Source organism: Streptomyces sp. IBSBF 3136 (assembly GCF_036815105.1).
Taxonomy (GTDB): Bacteria; Actinomycetota; Actinomycetes; order Streptomycetales; family Streptomycetaceae; genus Streptomyces.
In genome coordinates this window covers 1-18,958 of the sequence record NZ_JAJSZC010000152.1, presented here as the reverse complement: position 1 = coordinate 18,958, position 18,958 = coordinate 1, and the positions used below count along the sequence as shown (strand labels likewise).

The window sequence follows — 18,958 nt, the reverse complement described above, 5'->3', positions numbered from 1 at the left end:
GGTCAGGCGCCGTCGCCGGCCGGCTCGCCGGGGGCGAGGTCGGGGGCGAGGTCGGGTATCCCCCAGTCCCGCGCCACCGTGTCCGCGCCGGCGCCCGGCAGGACCGGGCCGCTGCGGACACGGGTCGGGGTCGCGGAGAAGCGGGGGGCGGGCGCCGGCTGGATGATCCCGGCGTGGTCGGTGAAGGTGCCGCGGGCGGCCAGGTGCGGGTGGTGCGGGGCCTCGCGCAGCGAGAGGACGGGTGCCACGCAGGCGTCTGAGCCCTCGAAGACGGCTGTCCACTCCTCGCGGGTGCGGGACTTGAACCGGGCGGCGACCTGCTCGCGCAGTTCGTCCCAGCGGGTGAGGTCGCCGCGGGCCGGGGCCAGGTCGTCCAGGCCGAGCAGGCGCAGGAACTCCTCGTAGAAGCGTGCCTCCAGGGCGCCGACCGCCATGTGGCCGCCGTCGGCGGTCTCGTAGGTCCCGTAGTAGGGGCAGCCGCCGTCCAGCAGGTTGGCGCCGCGCCGGTCCTGCCAGCCGCCGGCGGCCAGCATGCCGTGGATCATCGCGGACAGGTGTGCGGTGCCGTCGACGATGGCCGCGTCGACGACCTGGCCGGTGCCGGACTCACGCGCGTGGTGCAGGGCGGCGAGGACGCCGACGACGAGGTAGAGGGCGCCGCCCGCGTAGTCGCCGAGCAGGTTGGCGGGGACGGCCGGGGGCTCGCCGGGGCGGCCGATCATGCCGAGGGTGCCGGTGAGGGCGATGTACGCCACGTCGTGCCCGGCGCGGTCGGCGAGAGGGCCGTCCTGGCCCCAGCCGGTCATCCGGCCGTAGACCAGACGGGGGTTGCGGGCGTGGCAGGCCGTGGGTCCGACGCCGAGCCGCTCGGCCACCCCGGGCCGGTAGCCCTCGATGAGGACGTCGGCCCGGCCGGCCAGGTCCAGGACGCGCGCGGGGCCGTCCGGCGCCTTGAGGTCGACGACCACCGAGCGCTTGTTGCGGTTGGTCACGTCGTACGCGGGGTCGATGCCCAGGCCCGGGCCGTCCGGGCGGTCCACCCGGACCACGTCGGCGCCGAGGTCGGCGAGGAGCATGGCGGCGAACGGGCCGGGCCCGATGCCGGCCAGCTCCACCACGCGCACGCCGGAGAGCGGACCGTGCCCCGGCGTCGCCGGCGTCCCTGCCGTCGTCATCCCGTCCTGCCCCCAAGCGCGTGTGACACCAATGCTGTAACACCAGTGATGCTAAGAACACGTTCCACCCGGCACAAGACCTGAACGAGCAAGCGCTTAGCCAAGTGCCCGGCCGGTACCGTCGAGGCCGCGTCGGCGGGTCCGCACTCCTCACGCTAGCCTCAGCCACCGACAGCGGCGCGGGCTGCGGGCGAAGGGGTGTCATGAGCAGGCTGAATCGGACGGACCGTCCCTACGACATCGTGCTCTTCGGGGCCACCGGCTTCGTCGGCACGCTCACGGCGGAGTACCTCGCCGCCCACGCACCCCAGGACCTGCGCTGGGCGCTCGCGGGCCGGGACGAGATGAAGCTGCGGCGGCTGCGCGAGCGGCTGCCCGGCGGCTCCGGGATCGGCGTGCTGCGGGCCGACGTGGGCGAACCGGCCTCCCTGCGCCGGCTCGCCGAGCACGCGCGCGTGGTGGCCACGACCGTGGGGCCCTACGTCAGCTACGGCGAGGAACTCGTCGCCGCCTGCGCGGACACCGGCACCGACTACCTCGACCTGACCGGTGAGCCCGAGTTCGTGGACCGGACGTACGTCCGGCACGACGCACGCGCGCGGGAGACCGGCGCCCGCCTGGTGCACGCCTGCGGCTTCGACTCCGTGCCGCACGACCTGGGCGTGTACTTCACGGTCCGGCAGCTGCCGGAGGGCGTGCCGCTGACCGTGGACGGGTTCGTGACCGCCGACGCGACCTTCTCGGGGGGCACGCTCGCCTCGGCGCTGAACCAGTTCGCGCGCGGCCGGCAGCTCGTGGCGGCGGCCCGCGAACGCCACCGGCACGAGCCGCGTCTGCTGGAGCGCCGGGTGACGGCGCCGGCGGGCGTGCCGCGGTTCGCCCCGGAGGTCGGCGCCTGGGCGCTGCCGCTGCCGACCATCGACCCGCAGATCGTGCGCCGCACCGCGAAGGCCCTGGAGCGGTACGGACCCGACTTCCGCTACCGGCACTACGCGGCGGTCCGGCACCTGCCGGTCGCCGCGGGGGGCGCCGCCGCCGTGGGCGCGGTCGCGGTGGCCGCGCAGCTGCCGCCGGTACGGCGCTGGCTGTCCGGCCGGCTCAGGCCCGGCGACGGGCCCGACGCGAAGAAGCGGGCGGCGAGCTGGTTCCGGGTGCGCTTCGTGGGCGAGGGCGGCGGGCGACGGGTCTTCACCGAGGTCGCGGGCGGCGACCCGGGCTACGACGAGACGGCGAAGATGTTCGCGGAGGCGGCCCTCACCCTGGCGTTCGACGCGCTACCGCCGACCGCGGGGCAGGTCACCACGGCCGTCGCCATGGGCGACGCGCTCACCGAGCGGCTGCGCGCGGCGGGCATCACCTTCCGGGTGGCCGCGATCCGCTGACCGCTCCGAGCGCCGTCCCCACCGGGGCCACCGCACCAGGGTGCAGATCATCCCGCCTGTCCAGCCGAACCCCGCGACGACGGCCGGCGCGAGAGCGGCGTTCACGGCCCGCTCGACGGGCCGGTCCGGGTCGGCGAGCGGCCTGGCACCACGGTGTGTCGTCATGCGGCCCACCCCGCCGACCGCCCCGGGGCCGCACATCCGTAGGAATAACTCAGAGCGGGTACTCAGGCGGGCCGGCCGTGCGCCGCCGGGTGCTCAGGCGGGCGGCGGCCACTCCCCCAGGGCGTTCGCGATGCGGTCGCGGGTGGGACGGTCGTCGGCGAGGAGCGCGAGCCGGTGGGCGAGGGGGCCGATGCCCCAGCCGGCGTGGTGGTCGAAGAACGGTGGGGGCCCGCCGCGTTGTGGGCGACCTTGGCGACGAGTTCCGCGAGGCGGAACAGCAGCAGGCGCGTCTCCGGGGTCCGCTCCCCGGCCGCGGCGAGCCGCGGCGGACGAGTTCGAATACCTCACGCCCCCGGATCCACCGCCGGGGCTCGGCGCCCGGCTCCCCGGCGGCCTCGATCTCCGGCGACCGGGGCCGGCCCTCCGCCGCTGCCGCGAGCACCCGTCCCGCCCGGGCCACCGGGTCGCGCCGGCCCTCCTACAGTGCGCGTCCCCAGCCGCGTACCGGGTCCGCCGCCGGCCCGGCGAGCGGGTTCCGGGCCCCGGTCGCCTCCTTCAGCGCCCGCCGGCACAGGGCGTCCGCCCTGCGCGTGGTCTCCGGGAGCCGGTAGGCGGGGGTCAGCGCGAGGGTGTGCGCGAGCGCGTTGTCCAGGCTCACCCGGTGGCCGACGGAGACGTAGACCGGCTTGACGCCGTCCCGGGTGCGCAGGGCGCGGCCCACCTCCTCGCTGCCGGCCAGCAGGGCGGCGGAGGAGCCGCGGGCGGCGCCCGGGTCGGCGTGGGTGAAGGTGAAGGGGTTCTTGGCGACGCCCATGGTCGGCAGGCCGGTGAGCACGCCGAGGTGGCTGGCGAGGCCGAAGCGGCGCGGGTGGGCGAGTCCGTAGCCGTCGCACACGACCAGTCCCGGCGGCCGGTCCAGGGCGTCCAGGGCGGCGCGCACGGTCGGGATCTCGCGGAAGGCGAGCAGCCCGGGGACGTAGGGGAAGGAGATCCGGCCGACGGCCGTCGTCTCGGCGACGACCTCCAGGGTGGCTGCGTCCAGCACCACCGCGGCCGCCGCGACGAGGTCGAGGTCGTCGTCGTAGGCGACGTCGACCCCCGTGACCGTGCCCGTCCCCGGCGGCGGGCCCGGCTCGTCGAGCACCACCCGTCCGCGCAGGTCGTCCTGTACGGCCCGCGCCTCTTCCTCGGTGGCGGGCCAGCCCTCGGGTACGCCTACGGTCGTCATGATGGCCAAGACTGTACGGACCGCCGACGCCCGCCCGGGCGACGGGGGTAGGGTCGCGATCATGTTCGTACTGGAACTGTCCTACACCGCCCCGCTCGACGCCGTGGACGCCGTCCTGCCGGCCCATTCCGCCTGGCTCGACCAGCAGTACGACAAAGGCTTCTTCCTGGCCTCCGGGCGCAAGAACCCCCGCGACGGCGGGGTGATCCTCGCCGTCGCGGAGGACCGCGCCCGTATCGAGGAGGTCGCGGCGGGCGACCCGTTCGTCGTCGCCGGGGTGTGCGCGTACCGCATCACGGAGTTCATCGCCACGAAGACGGCACCCGAACTGGCAACCCACCGGCAGACTCCGGGCTGACCCCGGGGCGGTCGACGCCCCCGGGGCGTCAGCTCTTCTTCGAGTCCAGCGCGCGCCGCAGCTCGTCCTTGTTCATGTGCGACCGGCCTTCGATGCCGCGCTGCTTGGCCTCGTTGTACAGCTGGTCGCGGGTCGGGCCCTGCGGCCCGGTCCGGTTGCCCGACCGCTGGCCGCCACGCTTGCCCGACGACATGTCGTCGGTGGAGCTGCGGCTCGCGGTCTTGGACTCGCCCGCGCGTGCGCGTTCCTTGTTCACGGTCCGCGCGGCGATCTCCTCGGCGCGACGGGTGCTCTCGCCCCGGTCCTGTGCGCTCTCCTTGATGTGCTCGTACTGGCGTTCGCGCTTGGGGCTGGAACCGGCTGGCATGATCGCTCCTCTCGTCACCTCGCGGCAGGAGTCCGCCGCGTCGTGGATCCGCGCCGGCGGTGGTCCTCCGCGGCGGGGGACGAGTACCCGGGTCCCGCGCGGTTACGTCAGCGTTCCAGCCGGGCCACCCGCCCCTGCTCGCCGGACGCCCAGCAGCCCTGGTCCGGGGCGCAGTCGACGGTGTCGTACGAGCCGGTGTCGACGGTCCGCCAGGTGCGGCCGGCGTCGGTGGTCAGGTCGGTGCCGCCGGGTCCCACGGCGAGCGCGGCGGTCCGGCTGTGCGGCAACCATGCGGCGCCGGAGCGGTAGGCGGGCGGCGGGGCGGCGGCCGGGCGCCAGCTGCGACCGCCGTCGTCGGTGACCGACGCCGCCCGCGGCGAGGGCTGGTCCGCGCGGTAGTCGCCCCCGACGGCGAGGCCGTGGGTGCGGTCGCGGAAGGCCAGCGCGAAGACACCCTTGGCCGGATCGCCCGCCGGGACGGGGGTATCGGCGGCCGTCCAGTTCAGGCCACGGTCGGCGGAGTGCAGCACGCGCGCGTGCGCGCCGCCCCCGGTCGCCAGCCATACGTCCTTCGGCCCGGAGGTCACCAGGCACTGGCCGCTCGCCGCGAAGCCGGCCTCGCCGTCGAGGGCGGCCGGCATGCCGTCGGCGGGCAGCACCCGCCAGGAGCGCCCGCCGTCCCGGGTGGACAGGATGCGGAACCTGCCGTCCACCGGGTCGCTCATGGCGAGACCGTGCCGGCGGTCGAAGAAGGCCATGCAGTCGTAGAAGGCCTTCGGGTCGGTGTTGCGGAAGGACTCCGTCCAGGTCGCGCCGCCGTCGTCGGTCCGGTAGACGCGGGAGTCCTCGCCCTCGCCGATGGCCAGCACCACCGCGCGGCGCGCGTCGAACGCCTCGACGTCCCGGAACTGGAGGTCGCCCGCGCCCGGCGGAGAGACGTTCCGCCAGCTCGTCCCGCCGTCGGTGGTGCGCAGCACCGTGCCCTGGGTGCCGGCCAGCCAGGCGGTGTCGCGGTCCACGGCGGACAGGCCGCGGAAGCGCACCTGCGGGGTGCCGCTGTCCTTGGCCTCCCAGTGCACGGTCCGGTGCCCGAGCGGCCCCGCCTCGGCGGCCGGCACGGCCACCGCGGTCAGCGCCGCCGCGCACGCCACCCCCGTCGCCACCAGCCGGCCCGAACGTCCCCCGCGTCGCGTGCTCCCCAAGCGCCTCATGGCGGGCGAAGCTAGTCCACCGGCCACCCGCCGTCCAGAGGACCTCCGCGCGCGGGCCCGCGCGAGCGGATGCCGGCCATGCATGGAACGCGGTGACCGAGGTCACTCGTTCACCCTGTGCACGGATCGGCCGATTCCGTCGTCTCTTCCAGTGCCAGGGCTCACACCCGGGAATACGTCCAGCCGTCACGAGGGAGCAAGGCGTTGTCCACCGTCATCGAGCAGTCCGTAGAGGCACGCCTCGTCGCCGCCGCACCGCGCATGCCGACCATCCCCGCGACGCTGTCCTACGACCGGCGCGATCCGTTCGCCGTGCGCATGACCTTCCCGGCCCCGGCCACCCTGGAGGGCGTCGAGGTCTGCTGGACCTTCTCCCGCGAGCTGCTGACGGACGGGCTTCAGGGCCCCGAGGGGCACGGCGACGTGCGCGTGCGGCCGTACGGCTACGACCGCACCGTGCTGGAGTTCCACGCGCCCGAGGGCACCGCGATCGTGCACGTGCGCTCCGGCGAGATACGCCGCTTCCTGGAGGCAACCGGCAGCCTGGTGCCCGTCGGCCTCGAACACCTCCAGCTGGACCTCGACCACGACCTGGCCGAGCTGATGCGGGACGCCTGCTGACGCACGCGCCGGCCCCTCGCCGGCCCCCGGTCCGCGATCAATCGCGTTGACACTCTCGCGGCGACGCTCGTACCTTGTACAAGGTCCTGTTGTCGCCGATTGGAGAAGGACGTTGCTCGTCTGAGGTCTTGAGACACCGCGTTCACACCGGTGAGGTGTGCGTGGCGTTCGACCTCGGCGTCCGAGCAGTCCTTCGGCACAGGCCCTTTTTCATGGCCTTTTCGGCCCTCCTGGCCCCCTCCGTGCCCCAGGCCCTCCGGTTCCCGCCTCGCGGTGTCTCGACACGCGTCCGCCAGACCGCACCCGGCAACCGCGAGGCCTGTATGTCATCTTCCCTCTCCTGCACCTCCCTGTCCTTCGCCTGGCCCGACGGCACCCCCGTCCTCGACGGCCTCGACATCGCCTTCGGCCCCGGCCGGACGGGACTCGTCGGCGTCAACGGGTCGGGGAAGTCGACCCTGTTGAAGCTGATCGCGGGCGAGCTCACGCCCGTCGACGGCACCGTCAAGGTGACCGGCGAGATCGGCCACCTGCCGCAGAACGTCACCCTCGACACCACCCTCCGGGTCGACGAGGCCCTCGGCATCGCCGCCCGGCGGGCCGCGCTGCACGCCATCGAGGCGGGCGACGCGTCCGCGGAGCACTTCGAGACCCTCGGCGACGACTGGGACGTCGAGGAGCGCGCCCTGGCCACCCTCGGCGAACTCGGTCTCGGCCACATCGGACTGGACCGCACCGTCGGCGAGGTCTCCGGCGGCGAGTCGGTGCTGCTGCGCCTGGCCGCGCTGCTGCTGCGCCGGCCCGACGTACTGCTGCTGGACGAGCCCACCAACAACCTCGACCTGTACGCGCGCCGGCGCCTGTACGCGGCCGTCGCCTCCTGGTCCGGGGTGCTCGTCGTGGTCAGCCACGACCGCGAACTCCTGGACCTGGTCGACCAGATCGCCGAGCTGCGGGCCGGCGAGGTCACCTGGTACGGCGGCAACTTCTCGGCCTACGAGGAGGCCCTCGCCGTCGAGCAGGAGGCGGCCGAACGGACGCTCCGGGTCGCCGAGGCGGACGTGCGCAAGCAGAAGCGCGAACTCGCCGACGCCCAGGTCAAACTGGCCCGCCGCAAGCGGTACGGGCAGAAGATGTACGAGCAGAAACGCGAGCCCAAGATCGTCATGGGGGCACGCAAACGCGCCGCCCAGGAGTCCGCGGGCAAGCACCGCATCATGCACGAGGAGAGACTCGCCGAGGCCAGGGACCGGCTGGACGAGGCGGTGGACGCCGTACGGGACGACGACGAGATCCGCGTCGACCTGCCGTACACGGCCGTACCGCCCGGCCGGCAGGTGCTCACCCTGGAGAAGCTCCGGATGGCCCACGGGGCGCGCGTCGAGGGCATCCTCGACCTGCGCGGGCCGGAGCGGATCGCGCTCGTCGGACGCAACGGCGCCGGCAAGACGACCCTGCTGCGGACCGTCGCCGGGGAGCTGGCCGCGGTGTCCGGCGAGGCTCTGACGCACGTCCCGGCGCGTTTCCTGCCGCAGCGCCTGGACGTGCTGGACGACGAGTTGACGGTCGCCGAGAACGTGGCCCGGTTCGCGCCCGGCGCGACCAACAACCGCGTCCGGGCGCGGCTCGCGCGCTTCCTGTTCCGGGGCGCCCGGGCCGACCAGCGGGCCGGGACGCTCTCCGGCGGCGAGCGCTTCCGGGCGGCCCTGGCCGCCCTGATGCTCGCCGATCCCGCACCCCAACTGCTCCTGCTGGACGAGCCGACCAACAACCTCGACATGGCCAGCGTCCGGCAGCTGGTCACGGCCCTGGAGTCGTACGAGGGCGCCCTGCTGGTCGCCAGTCACGATCTGCCGTTCCTGGAGTCCATCGGCATCACCCGGTGGCTGCTGATGGAGGAAGGAGAGCTGAGGGAGACCACGCCCGGCACGCTCGCCGACCCGGCCTGACCGGGGCGGCGGGGGTGTTGCGGGTGGGGCACAGCCGGGCCACGAGGGTTTTGTCCCGGCCCGGGCGCACTGCATGATGGCGGACCGGCGCCGCTCGACCGGCGCCGGACCGCACCGCCGATTCGAAAGGTCCCTCGTGCCCAGCAAGAAGGCCCTCGTCCGCCGTCCCAGCCCGCGCCTCGCCGAGGGCCTGGTGACGCACGTCGAGCGGGAGAAGGTCGACCCGGACCTCGCCGTCGAGCAGTGGGAGGCCTACGTCGAGGCGCTCGGCGCGCACGGCTGGGAGACGATCGAGGTCGACCCGGAGTACGACTGCCCGGACTCGGTGTTCGTGGAGGACACCGTCGTGATGTACCGGAACGTGGCGCTCATCGCCCGGCCCGGCGCCGAGTCCCGGCGCGCGGAGACCGCCGGCGTGGAGGAGGCGGTGGCCCGGCTCGGCTGCTCGGTGAACTGGGTGTGGGAGCCGGGCACCCTGGACGGCGGTGACGTGCTGAAGGTCGGTGACACCGTGTACGTCGGCCGCGGCGGGCGCACCAACGCGGCGGGGGTGCAGCAGGTACGGGCCGCCTTCGAGCCGCTCGGCGCGCGGGTGGTGGCCGTACCCGTGAGCAAGGTGCTGCACCTGAAGTCGGCGGTCACCGCGCTGCCGGACGGGACCGTCATCGGGCACATCCCGCATGTCGACCGGCCCTCGCTGTTCCCCCGGTTCCTGTCGGTGCCGGAGGAGTCCGGCGCGCACGTGGTGCTGCTCGGCGGCCACCGGGTGCTGATGGCGGCGAGCGCCCCGCGGACGGCGGAGCTGCTGACCGACCTCGGGCACGAGGTGGTCACGGTGGACATCGGCGAGTTCGAGAAGCTCGAAGGATGTGTGACGTGTCTCTCGGTGCGGATGCGGGAGTTGTACGCCTGACCGGGTGATCCCGTCACTGGGGCAGCCCCGGGACCTGCGGGTCTCGGGGCTGTTCGGGACGCCCGGGGAAGTCGCGGCCGCACCCGCTGATCAGCAATCTTTACGGCGACCTTAACCTACGGCTTCGTAACCTACGGCTTCGTAGCCTACGATCTCGTAGGTTTCCCGGCACCGCTCGCCGGACCGTCCGTTTCCGCTCGTGCCCTCGTTCTCTTCTCTCTTCCTCCCCCTCCGCTCGGCGTCCCCCTGGAGTTCCCGTGACGATCACCTCCCCTCACCTCGGCAGCCCGTCCGTCTGGACCGACGCGAAGCTGCTGCACGCCCTGGAGGAAGTGGTCGAGAACGAGCTGAACCGGCATCTGAAGGTCGCCAAGGACTGGATGCCGCACGAGTACGTGCCCTGGAGCGACGGCCGCAACTTCCCGGGCCTGTTCGAGGACGGGCAGGCGTGGGAGAAGGAGCACTCCAAGGTCACGGAGATCGGCCGAATCGCCCTCGTGGTAAACCTGCTGACCGAGGACAACCTGCCCAGCTACCACCACGAGATCGCCTCGCTGTTCGGCCGCGACGGCGCCTGGGGCACCTGGGTGCACCGCTGGACGGCCGAGGAGGGCCGGCACGGCATCGTGATGCGCGACTACCTGCTCACCTCGCGCGCGGTGGACCCGGACAAGCTGGAGCAGTTCCGCATGTCCCACATGAGCGAAGGCTTCGAGTCCGACAACCGGCACTCCATGCTGCACTCGGTCGCCTACGTCGCCTTCCAGGAACTGGCCACCCGCATCTCGCACCGCAACACCGGCCACCAGTCGGGCGACCCGGTCTGCGACCGGATGCTGGCGCGCATCGCGACCGACGAGAACCTGCACATGGTCTTCTACCGCAACCTGCTGAAGGCCGCCTTCGAGCTCGCCCCCGACCTGACCATGCAGGCGGTCCGTGACGTCGTGGTCGACTTCCGCATGCCCGGCCACGGCATCCCCGGCTTCGAGCGGGCCGCCGCGCAGATGGCGATCGGCGAGGTCTACAACCTGCGCATCCACCACGACGACGTCCTGCAGCCCGTGCTGCGCTTCCTGAAGGTCATGGAGATCGACGGCCTGGGCCCGGAGGGCCGTCAGGCGCAGGAGGAGCTGGGGCTGTTCCTGGGCGGTCTGGACGCCGAGGCCCTCAAGTTCGACGAGCGGCTGGCCGCCCGCAAGGCCCGGATGGCCGCCCGCGGCGAGCGCTGACCTGGGGAATCGGCCCGGCCCCGCGGTGGTGAGCGGGGCGGGTCAGCGCGACGTGCGGCGCAGGGCGAGCCGTTCCTTCTCGGAGAGGCCGCCCCAGACGCCGAAGCGTTCGTCGTTGTCGAGCGCGTAGTCGAGGCAGGCCGAGCGCATCTCGCACATGCCGCAGATGCGCTTCGCCTCGCGCACCGAGCTGCCGGGCTCGGGGAAGAAGAAGTCGGCCCCGGTCTGCGCGCACAGGGCCTGCGTCTGCCAGGCGATGCCGGCCGGAGTGATCGTTTCGAGCTGCATGGCAAGGATCGTGCCGTGCGCCGAAAAACGTTCGATCAACGCCGGATCAACGGCGCGGGCCCGAGCCCCCGGCCGACCCGATGATGCTCCCTGAGAGCAGGGCGGGGCACGGCGGCGCGCGGGACCGAACGGGAACCGACGGCGAGATCCGACGCGAGATCCGCGGGGGTGACAGGGCCGGTTCGGCGCGGCGCGCGGGGGCACCTGTCACGCGGTTGTCGGTGGGGGGTGCCAGACTCGGCGGTGCAGAGGACCGGACCCGTCCCGCGGGCCCCCTTTCAAGGAGGGCGATGATGCTCACCACCCGTTTCGTCGACGGCGCGCCCAACTGGCTCGACGTCGCCACCCCCGACCTCGACGGCGCTCTCGCCTTCTACGGCGGTCTCTTCGGCTGGCGGTTCGAGTCGGCGGGGCCGGACGCCGGTGGCTACGGCTTCTTCCAGCTGGACGGCCGGACCGTCGCCGGCGGCATGCAGACCGGCCCGGACCAGGGGCCGCCGGCCTGGACGGTGTACTTCCAGAGCCAGGACGCGCGGGCCACCGCCGAGGCCGCCGAACAGGCGCACGGCCGCGTGCTGTTCCCGCCCGTCGACGTGATGGGCCAGGGGCACATGGCGGTCCTGGCCGACCAGGCCGGCGTGCGGTTCGGCATCTGGCAGCCCGGGCGGACCAAGGGCGTGGACGTGGCGGACGAACCGGGCGCGCTGTGCTGGGTCGAGCTGTACACGGCGGACATCGCGGCGGCCGCGGCCTTCTACCACCGCGTGCTGGGGCTGGAGACCTCGGGCGTGCCGTTCCCGGGCGGCACGTACACGTGCGTCAACCCGAGCGGTGCCGGCGAGGACGCGATGTTCGGCGGGATGGTCCCGCTGGCCGACGACCCGACGGAAGCGGCGGCGGGCCCCTACTGGCTGCCGTACTTCGCCGTCGAGGAGACCGACGCCGTCGTCGAGAAGGCCCAGCGGCTGGGCGGCACGGTGCGCATGCCGGCGACGACCGTGGCGGGCGTGGGCCGCATGGCCAGGCTCGCCGACCCGTACGGCGTCCGCTTCGCGGTGATCAGGAGCGAGGCGCTGCAGGGCTGAGCCGCCGAGGCGCCGCTCGCCGCCCCCGTGCTCAGGCGGACGCGCGCCGTACCAGCGTGGTCGGCAGGACGACGCCGGTGCCGGCCGCCTCGGCCGGGGCCGCGCCGGACGTCCCGCCGGCCGGTCCGCCGCCCGGCCCGCGCAGCAGCAGGCGGGCCATCAGCCGGCCCATCTCCTCTATGTCCTGACGGACCGTCGTCAGCGGCGGCTCGGCCTGCTCGGCGACGGGCAGCACGTCGTCGAAGCCGATCACGGCCACGTCGTCCGGTACGCGCCTGCCGTGCTCGCGCAGCACGCGCAGGGCCCCGAGCGCGGTCAGGTCGTTGGCGGCGAACACCGCGTCCACGTCGGGGCAGCGGTCGAGCAGTTCCCGCATGGCGCGTTCACCGCCGCCCGGGGTGAAGTCGCTCTCCACCACGAGCCGGGGATCGGCGTCGCCCATGACGTCCCGGTAGCCGTCGAGCCGGTCCACCGCCGAGGTCTGGTCCAGCGCTCCGGTGATGTGCGCGACGCGGGTCCGGCCGAGGCCCACGAGGTGACGCACCGCCTCGCGGGCGCCGCCCCGGTTGTCGCTGTCGACGTACACCGGGCCGGGGCCGCCGTCACTCCAGTCGGGACGGCCGCCGAACACCGTGGGCACGCCCGCCTTCCGGATCAGGCCGGGCAGCGGGTCGTCGAGGTGGAGGGAGAAGACGAGCGCGCCGTCGACATGACCTCCGGCGAGATAGCGGGCCACGCGCGCGTGGTCGGCGCGGCCCTCGGTGAGCAGCAGCACGAGCTGGTTGTCGTGGGCCGTCAGCTCCTTGCTGATGCCGCGCAGTTGCAACGCGAAGAAGGGGTCGGCGAAGACCCGCGCCTCCGGTTCGGCGATGACGACGGCGACGGCGTCGTGCCGCTTGGTCACCAGACTGCGCGCGGCCTGGTTCGGCACGTAGCCGAGTTCCTCGACCGCCCGCCGGACCCGTTCGGCCAGCGGCTCCCGCACGCCGTCCCCGCCGTTGACGACCCGTGACACGGTGGCCCGGGACACCCCGGCCCGCGCGGCCACGGCCTCCAGCGTGGGACGCGACACTGCCTCGGTCACTTCGGGACTCCTCATCGGCGGCTGGCGATCAGGATAACCGCGCCACCGTGCGGCCGTACGGCCCGGAAAAAGGGGTGCGCCACACACACCGGCCCGTCGTCCACAGGACCTTTGTCCACAGGCCCGTTGTCCACAGGACCGGCCCGTTGTCAGTGCCGTGCTGCATTCTGTGAACCAGTGGCGGGACAGGTGCCACGGACCACGGGGAGGCAGGGTGTTCAGGGGGATCGACGACGTCGACTGGGCGTCGATGGGGCACGCGTACACGCAGTCGGCGACCGATGTGCCGGAGCTGCTGTGGGGGCTGGCGTCGGATGATCCGGTGCGCCGGGAGATCGCGCTGGACGGCATGTACGGCGCGGTGCACCACCAAGGGGACGTCTACGACAGCACGGTGGCGTGCGTCCCCTTCCTGTTCGAGCTGATCGCGAATCCGTCGATCGGCGACCGGGGCGCGGTGATCGGTCTGCTGTGCAGCATCGCGCACGCCTCGGAGGAGGACGACGGGGCCGAGGGGTACCAGGGAGCCCAGGGGGACACCGAAGAGGACGAGTACGCCGGCGAGTTCGACGAGGACCGGCACGAGGAGTGGCTGAGGCACTTCTTCGTGGCGCGGGACATGGTCCGTGAGCGCGCCGGGACCTTCCTCGGGCTGCTCGCCGACCCGGATCCCGGGGTGCGCGCCGCCGTACCGGGCGCGCTCGCCCGGCTGCACCCGGACCCGGTGCGGGTGTTCGGCGCCCTGTGCGCGCGTGTGCCGGCGGAGACCGACCCCGGCGCGGCGAGGTCGCTGGCGCGCGCCCTGGGCACCCTGGCCCTGCGGCATCCGGCCGACCTGGGCGCCGAGGTGGCCCGGGTGCTGCGGGACCTGGTGTCAGGGACCCCCGATCCTCAGCTGCGGATGACGGCGCTGGCCCGGCTGGCGCGCTGCGCGCCCGGTGAACTCCCGCCGGACGCGGCCGGTATCGCACTGGACGTGATGCGGCTGGCCCGGGAGGCGGACGAACTGGGCCCGCCGCCGGCCGCGCCGGAGCGGCCGCGCACCGACACCCTCGTCTCCCAGGTGCGCGAACTGGAGGCGGAGCACCGCCGCAGCCTGGGCCTCGACGACACGGCGGAGCTGCTCGACGAACTGCACACGGCGCTGGGCGACCGCGTCGACGTGCGCTTCCCGCTCCTGGTGGGCCAGTTGGGCAGTCCGAGCCTCCGCCGGCGCAGGCATGCCGTCGGCATGGCGGGACGGCTGCTCACCGGTTGGCGGGCCCCCGACGACGAGCCGCTGCTGGCGCTGGCCCGGCTGCTCGCCGACGACGATCTGCGCCTGCAGAAGGAGGTGCTGTCCGAACTGCGGTACCTGGCACCCGCCGCACACCGGGTGTCCGAGGCGGTGGCGGCCTACCTGGAGAGCTGGGAGAGCCGTCCGCCGGAGACCGGCACGCCGTTCCGGGAGCTGGCCGTCGGCATGGCCTTCGAGGTGCTGGCCCTGCAGGGCGACGACCGGATCGTGCCGGCACTCACCCACATCCTGGAGGTGGTGGAGATACCCGAGCGCCTGTCCCGGTGGATCGAGGCACTCGGCCCCGAGGCGGCGGCTCCGCTCGTCCCGGTCCTGCACGGCCGGCTCGCCGAACCGGACCACCGCACGACGGGCGCCGACCTGGACCACCTCGTCCGGGCGCTGGGCGCCCTCGGGCACGAGGAGTCGGTGCCCCTGCTCCTGGGGATCCTGGGCGACGCCGAGCGGGTCCGCACGACGGAGGAGGTGCTGCGCGCCCTGTCCCGGTACGGCCCGCGCGCGGCCGAGGCCGCCCCGCTCGTTGGCCGGCTGTGGCGGGACGGCGCCCTGGCGGACCCGCACCGGATCCATGTCGCCGAGGCCCTGTGGTCGCTGACGGGCGACGCGGAGGCGGTCCTGCCGGTGGTCGACGACGCCCTGTCGGCGCCGACGTGGTGGCAGTGGTCCGCCGCGATACGCCTGACCGAGGCGCTCGGCCCGGCCGGCGCTCGCCTCGCTCCCCGGCTGCGGGGGCTGATCGCGGCCGACCACAGCCCCGCCCGCTCGGCCGTCGCCCTGTGGCGGATCACCGGGAACCCGGAGGACGTCCTGCCCGTGCTCCTCGACCAGTGGCCGGTCACCCCGACGGAACGCCCCACCATGGCCGCCTGTCTGAGGGAGATGGGCGCCGCCGCGGCCGAGGCCCTGCCCCTGATACGCGCCGAGCTGGCCTCACCCCGCCGCCACAACAACAACGGCTCCCGGGGCAACATGCGCTACGACGTCGCCGCGGACGTGGCCCTGCTGGCGGACTGCCGGCGGATCGTCGCCGGAGCCGGCGGATAGACCTCAGGCCGTGCCCTCCCGCCGGGAGCCCGTGCCCTCCCGGCGGGCCCGGCTCGGCTGGACGCGTTTCGGCTCGCCCGGCATCTTCGGGTACTCCGGGGGGTACGGCAGGTCGCCCAGACCGTGGTCGTGTTCGTCGCGGGTGGCCAGCTCCAGCAGTGCTTCCAGGGAGTAGGCGTGGTCGTCCATGTCGGCGTGCACGTCGCCGAGTTCGGCGAAGCGGGCCGGCATGGTGGCGAGGTCGAAGTCGCGGGGGTGGGCCTCGCCGACCTCCTCCCAGCGCAGGGGCGCCGAGACAGGGGCGTGCGGGCGGGGCCGCACGGAGTAGGCGGAGGCGATGGTGCGGTCGCGGGCGGTCTGGTTGTAGTCCAGGAAGATGCGCTCACCGCGTTCCTCCTTCCACCACTTGATGGTGACCTGCTCGGGCATCCGGCGTTCCATCTCCCGGCCGACCGCGATCGCGGCGCGCCGCACCTGGGTGAAGGTCCAGCGCGGTTCGATGGGGACGAAGACGTGCAGGCCCCGGCCGCCGGAGGTCTTCGGCCAGCCGCGCAGACCGCCGTACTCGTGCAGCACCTCGCGCAGTTCGTGGGCGGCGCGGACGGCGTCGGCGTAGTCGGTGCCGGGCTGCGGGTCGAGGTCGATGCGGAGTTCGTCGGGGTGGTCGACCTCGGTGCGGCGCACCGGCCACGGGTGGAAGGTGAGCGTGCCGTACTGGGCGGCCCACACGACGGCGGCCTCCTCCGTGGGGCACATCTCGTCGGCGCTGCGGCCGCTGGGAAAGGTGATGTGGGCCGTCGGGATCCAGTCGGGCATGCCCTTGGGCGCGCGCTTCTGGTAGAACCACTCGCCGCCGACACCGTCGGGGTAGCGTTCGAGGGTGGTGGGGCGGTCACGCAGGGCGCGCAGGATGCCGGGGCCCACGGCGGCGTAGTACCGGGCCAGGTCCAGCTTGGTGAATCCGCGCTCGGGGAAGAAGACCTTGTCCGGGCTGGACAGGCGTACGGTCCGGCCGGCCACTTCCAGTTCCACCGCGTCACCCATGCGGCCACGGTAGGCGCAGCCGGCACCGTGCGCACACCGGGCGGCGGCCGGGGTATGCGCGCAGAATCGAGCCATGGATCTGCCGGTGATGCCGCCCGTGAAGCCCATGCTCGCCAAGTCGGTGGCGAAGATCCCGCCCGGGATGCACTACGAGGCGAAGTGGGACGGGTTCCGGGCCATCGTGTTCCGCGACGGCGCCGAGGTGGAGCTGGGCAGCCGTACCGGCAAGCCGCTGACCAGGTACTTCCCCGAGCTGGTCGCGGCGTTGCAGGAGCGGGTACCGGAGCGGTGCGTGCTGGACGGGGAGATCGTGATCGCCCGGGAGGGACGGCTGGACTTCGACGCGCTGACCGAGCGGATCCATCCGGCGGACTCCCGGGTGCGGACGCTGGCCGAACGGACCCCGGCGTCCTTCGTCGCGTTCGACGTGCTGGCGCTGGGTGACCGTTCGCTGGTGGAGGCACCGCTCACGGAGCGGCGGGCCCTGCTGGAGCGGGAGTTGTCGGGGGCCGGCACACCGGTGCACGTGGCACCGGCGACCACGGACACGGAGCTGGCGCGGCGGTGGTTCGAGCAGTACGAGGGGGCCGGGCTGGACGGGGTCGTGGCCAAGCCGCTGACGTTGCGCTATCTGCAGGACGAGCGGGCCATGTTCAAGATCAAGCACGAGCGGACGGCGGACGTCGTGGTGGCGGGCTACCGCTTCCACAAGAGCGGCCCGGTGGTCGGTTCGCTGCTGCTCGGCCTGTACGACGACCGGGGCGCCCTCCAGCACGTGGGAGTGTCGGCGGCGTTCCCGATGAAGCGGCGCGCGGAGCTGATCGAGGAGCTGGAGCCGCTGCGGATGGAGGAGGTGGGCGGCCACCCGTGGGCGGCTTGGGGGGACGAGGCGGCCCACGAGACGGCCCGGCTGCCTGGGGCGCCGAGCCGCTGGTCGGGCAAGAAGGACCTGTCGTGGGTGCCGCTGCGGCCGGAGCGGGTCGCCGAGGTGGCCTACGACCACATGGAGAACGGCGCCCGCTTCCGGCACACGGCGCGCTTCCGCCGCTGGCGCCCGGACCGGACGGCGGAGAGCTGCACGTACGCCCAGCTGGAGGAGCCCGTGCGCTACGACCTCGGCGAGATCCTGGGCTCCTAAAGGGCCGTTCCCGGGCAAACCTCGCCGGGACCGCCCCGGCTCACGGAGGCAGGCTCAGGGCTGCATCAGGATCTTGATCGCGCCCTCCTGCTTGCGCTGGAACATCTCGTAGGCGTGCGGCGCCTCGGAGAGCGGCAGCCGGTGCGTGGCGAAGTCGTCGACGCCGAGCGGATCCTCGTCGGTGAGGTAGGGCAGGATCTCGTCGCTCCACCGGCGGACGTTCGCCTGGCCCATGCGCAGCTGGATCTGCTTGTCGAAGAGGGTGAGCAGGGGCAGCGGGTCTGCCATGCCGCCGTACACGCCGCTGAGCGAGATGGTGCCGCCCCGCCGCACCAGGTCGATGGCCATGTGGAGGGCGCCGAGCCGGTCGACGCTGAAGCGTTCGGCGAGGGGCCCGCTGATCTTGCGCGGCAGCATGGCGGAGGCGGTCTGGGCGAGCTTGGCGGCGTGGCTGCCGTGCGCCTCGGTGCCGACGGCGTCGATCACGGCGTCCGGGCCCCGCCCGCTGGTCTCGTCGTGGATCGCCCGGACCAGCTCCTTCTCGCTGTCGAAGGCCCTGATGTCGTAGGTGCGCACACCGCGCCGGTTGGCCCGGGCGAGCCGCTCGGGCACCAGGTCGACGCCGAACACCTGCTCGGCGCCGCGGGCCAGCGCGATACGGCAGGCCATGTCGCCGATGGGCCCGAGGCCGAGGACGGCGAGGCTGCCGCCGGGCGGGACGGAGGCGTACTCGAAGGCCTGCCAGGCGGTGGGCAGGACGTCGGAGAGGTAGACGAAGCGGTCGTCGGACGGGCCCTCGGGCACCTTGATCGGTCCGAACTGCGCCTGCGGGACACGCAGGTACTCGGCCTGCGCGCCGGGCACCGCACCGTACAGGCGGGTGTAGCCGAACAGCGGGGCGCCCATGCCCTCGCCGGTGACCTGGGTCGTCTCGCACTGGGTGGGCAGCCCGGTCAGGCACATCCAGCAGTTGCCGCAGGCGATCTGGAACGGCACCACGACACGGTCGCCCACCGCCAGGTCGGGGACGCCGGGGCCGACCTCCTCGACGATGCCCATCGGTTCGTGGCCGAGGATGTCACCCGGGGTCATGAATGGGGTGAGCACCTCGTACAGGTGCAGGTCGGAACCGCACAGCCCGCTGGACGTGATGCGGATGACGGCGTCGGTGGGCTCCTCGATGCGCGGGTCGGGCACGTCCTCCACCCGCACGTCCCGCCTGCCCTGCCAGGTGACTGCCTTCATGGGGTCGCGCTCCCTTGGTCACTGTGGCGCGCCGATTCGCCCAGGCACGCCCGGTTTGCGATAGCGCCCCGGGTACCCGTACCCGCCCGCGGTCAACCACCGCCCCGCCACGACGTCGCCGCACCCCGGCCC

The 18,958-nt window shown here is 73.7% G+C and carries 17 protein-coding genes and 1 pseudogene; 9 read left to right on the top strand and 9 right to left on the bottom strand.

Going from position 1 to position 18,958, the window contains the following annotated elements; genetic code table 11:
• Positions 1 to 2: 2 nt before the first annotated feature.
• Positions 3 to 1,175, bottom strand: a complete 1,173-nt coding sequence (locus V7E45_RS27435) for a CaiB/BaiF CoA transferase family protein (protein ID WP_333776884.1) — start codon at positions 1,173 to 1,175, stop codon at positions 3 to 5.
• 203 nt (positions 1,176 to 1,378) lie between these two features.
• Here V7E45_RS27435 and V7E45_RS27430 point away from each other — a divergent pair, with 203 nt between their 5' ends.
• Positions 1,379 to 2,557 (top strand): saccharopine dehydrogenase family protein, encoded by a 1,179-nt coding sequence (locus V7E45_RS27430; protein WP_333776883.1) that lies wholly within the window; start codon positions 1,379 to 1,381, stop codon positions 2,555 to 2,557.
• Positions 2,558 to 2,584: 27 nt separating this feature from the next.
• Here V7E45_RS27430 and mmpA read toward each other — a convergent pair.
• Positions 2,585 to 2,722, bottom strand: a pseudogene (gene mmpA, locus V7E45_RS40710) (morphogenic membrane protein MmpA); the annotation flags it as partial.
• Between the two features lie 478 nt (positions 2,723 to 3,200).
• Positions 3,201 to 3,950 (bottom strand): endonuclease V, encoded by a 750-nt coding sequence (locus tag V7E45_RS27425; protein WP_333776882.1) that lies wholly within the window; start codon positions 3,948 to 3,950, stop codon positions 3,201 to 3,203.
• A gap of 61 nt (positions 3,951 to 4,011) precedes the next feature.
• Between V7E45_RS27425 and V7E45_RS27420 the strand changes: the two genes are divergently transcribed.
• Positions 4,012 to 4,308: a YciI family protein gene (locus V7E45_RS27420; protein ID WP_333776881.1), complete on the top strand. Its 297-nt coding sequence runs from the start codon at positions 4,012 to 4,014 to the stop codon at positions 4,306 to 4,308.
• A 28-nt stretch (positions 4,309 to 4,336) separates the two neighbouring features.
• Here V7E45_RS27420 and V7E45_RS27415 read toward each other — a convergent pair whose 3' ends face one another.
• Both V7E45_RS27415 and V7E45_RS27410 read right to left on the bottom strand, forming a co-directional pair.
• Positions 4,337 to 4,675 (bottom strand): plasmid stabilization protein, encoded by a 339-nt coding sequence (locus V7E45_RS27415; protein WP_333776880.1) that lies wholly within the window; start codon positions 4,673 to 4,675, stop codon positions 4,337 to 4,339.
• A 107-nt stretch (positions 4,676 to 4,782) separates the two neighbouring features.
• Entirely contained in the window at positions 4,783 to 5,886 is a 1,104-nt protein-coding gene (locus tag V7E45_RS27410; protein ID WP_443056242.1) for a WD40/YVTN/BNR-like repeat-containing protein, read from the bottom strand.
• A gap of 204 nt (positions 5,887 to 6,090) precedes the next feature.
• Between V7E45_RS27410 and V7E45_RS27405 the strand changes: the two genes are divergently transcribed.
• The 4 genes from V7E45_RS27405 to V7E45_RS27390 all read left to right on the top strand — a co-directional run bounded on the left by V7E45_RS27405 (position 6,091) and on the right by V7E45_RS27390 (position 10,601).
• A complete protein-coding gene (locus V7E45_RS27405) occupies positions 6,091 to 6,507 on the top strand; it encodes an SsgA family sporulation/cell division regulator (RefSeq protein ID WP_333776879.1) in 417 nt (138 codons plus the stop codon).
• 323 nt (positions 6,508 to 6,830) lie between these two features.
• Complete coding sequence (locus V7E45_RS27400) at positions 6,831 to 8,456, top strand: ABC-F family ATP-binding cassette domain-containing protein (RefSeq protein WP_333776878.1); 1,626 nt, start codon at positions 6,831 to 6,833, stop codon at positions 8,454 to 8,456.
• 136 nt (positions 8,457 to 8,592) lie between these two features.
• Positions 8,593 to 9,369, top strand: coding sequence for a dimethylargininase (gene ddaH / locus V7E45_RS27395; protein WP_333776877.1), 777 nt, complete (start codon positions 8,593 to 8,595; stop codon positions 9,367 to 9,369).
• A gap of 257 nt (positions 9,370 to 9,626) precedes the next feature.
• On the top strand, positions 9,627 to 10,601 hold the full coding sequence (locus tag V7E45_RS27390; RefSeq protein ID WP_333776876.1) for an acyl-ACP desaturase: 975 nt from the start codon (positions 9,627 to 9,629) through the stop codon (positions 10,599 to 10,601).
• Between the two features lie 42 nt (positions 10,602 to 10,643).
• Here V7E45_RS27390 and V7E45_RS27385 read toward each other — a convergent pair whose 3' ends face one another.
• On the bottom strand, positions 10,644 to 10,889 hold the full coding sequence (locus V7E45_RS27385) for a WhiB family transcriptional regulator (RefSeq protein ID WP_333776875.1): 246 nt from the start codon (positions 10,887 to 10,889) through the stop codon (positions 10,644 to 10,646).
• Positions 10,890 to 11,182: 293 nt separating this feature from the next.
• Here V7E45_RS27385 and V7E45_RS27380 point away from each other — a divergent pair, with 293 nt between their 5' ends.
• The gene (locus tag V7E45_RS27380) at positions 11,183 to 11,974 is read left to right on the top strand and encodes a VOC family protein (protein ID WP_333776874.1); all 792 of its coding nucleotides are present in this window, start codon (positions 11,183 to 11,185) and stop codon (positions 11,972 to 11,974) included.
• Between the two features lie 31 nt (positions 11,975 to 12,005).
• On the opposite strand, the gene V7E45_RS27375 is transcribed toward V7E45_RS27380, so the two are convergent.
• On the bottom strand, positions 12,006 to 13,058 hold the full coding sequence (locus V7E45_RS27375; RefSeq protein WP_333776873.1) for a LacI family DNA-binding transcriptional regulator: 1,053 nt from the start codon (positions 13,056 to 13,058) through the stop codon (positions 12,006 to 12,008).
• Between the two features lie 214 nt (positions 13,059 to 13,272).
• Between V7E45_RS27375 and V7E45_RS27370 the strand changes: the two genes are divergently transcribed.
• Positions 13,273 to 15,399: a HEAT repeat domain-containing protein gene (locus V7E45_RS27370; RefSeq protein ID WP_333776872.1), complete on the top strand. Its 2,127-nt coding sequence runs from the start codon at positions 13,273 to 13,275 to the stop codon at positions 15,397 to 15,399.
• A 3-nt stretch (positions 15,400 to 15,402) separates the two neighbouring features.
• Here the strand turns inward: V7E45_RS27370 and ligD are convergent, their stop codons facing one another.
• Positions 15,403 to 16,443 (bottom strand): non-homologous end-joining DNA ligase, encoded by a 1,041-nt coding sequence (gene ligD / locus V7E45_RS27365; RefSeq protein WP_333776871.1) that lies wholly within the window; start codon positions 16,441 to 16,443, stop codon positions 15,403 to 15,405.
• Positions 16,444 to 16,516: 73 nt separating this feature from the next.
• Between ligD and V7E45_RS27360 the strand changes: the two genes are divergently transcribed.
• The gene (locus V7E45_RS27360) at positions 16,517 to 17,581 is read left to right on the top strand and encodes an ATP-dependent DNA ligase (protein WP_333776870.1); all 1,065 of its coding nucleotides are present in this window, start codon (positions 16,517 to 16,519) and stop codon (positions 17,579 to 17,581) included.
• A gap of 54 nt (positions 17,582 to 17,635) precedes the next feature.
• Here V7E45_RS27360 and V7E45_RS27355 read toward each other — a convergent pair whose 3' ends face one another.
• Entirely contained in the window at positions 17,636 to 18,826 is a 1,191-nt protein-coding gene (locus tag V7E45_RS27355; protein ID WP_333776869.1) for a zinc-dependent alcohol dehydrogenase, read from the bottom strand.
• Between the last annotated feature and the right edge of the window lie 132 nt (positions 18,827 to 18,958).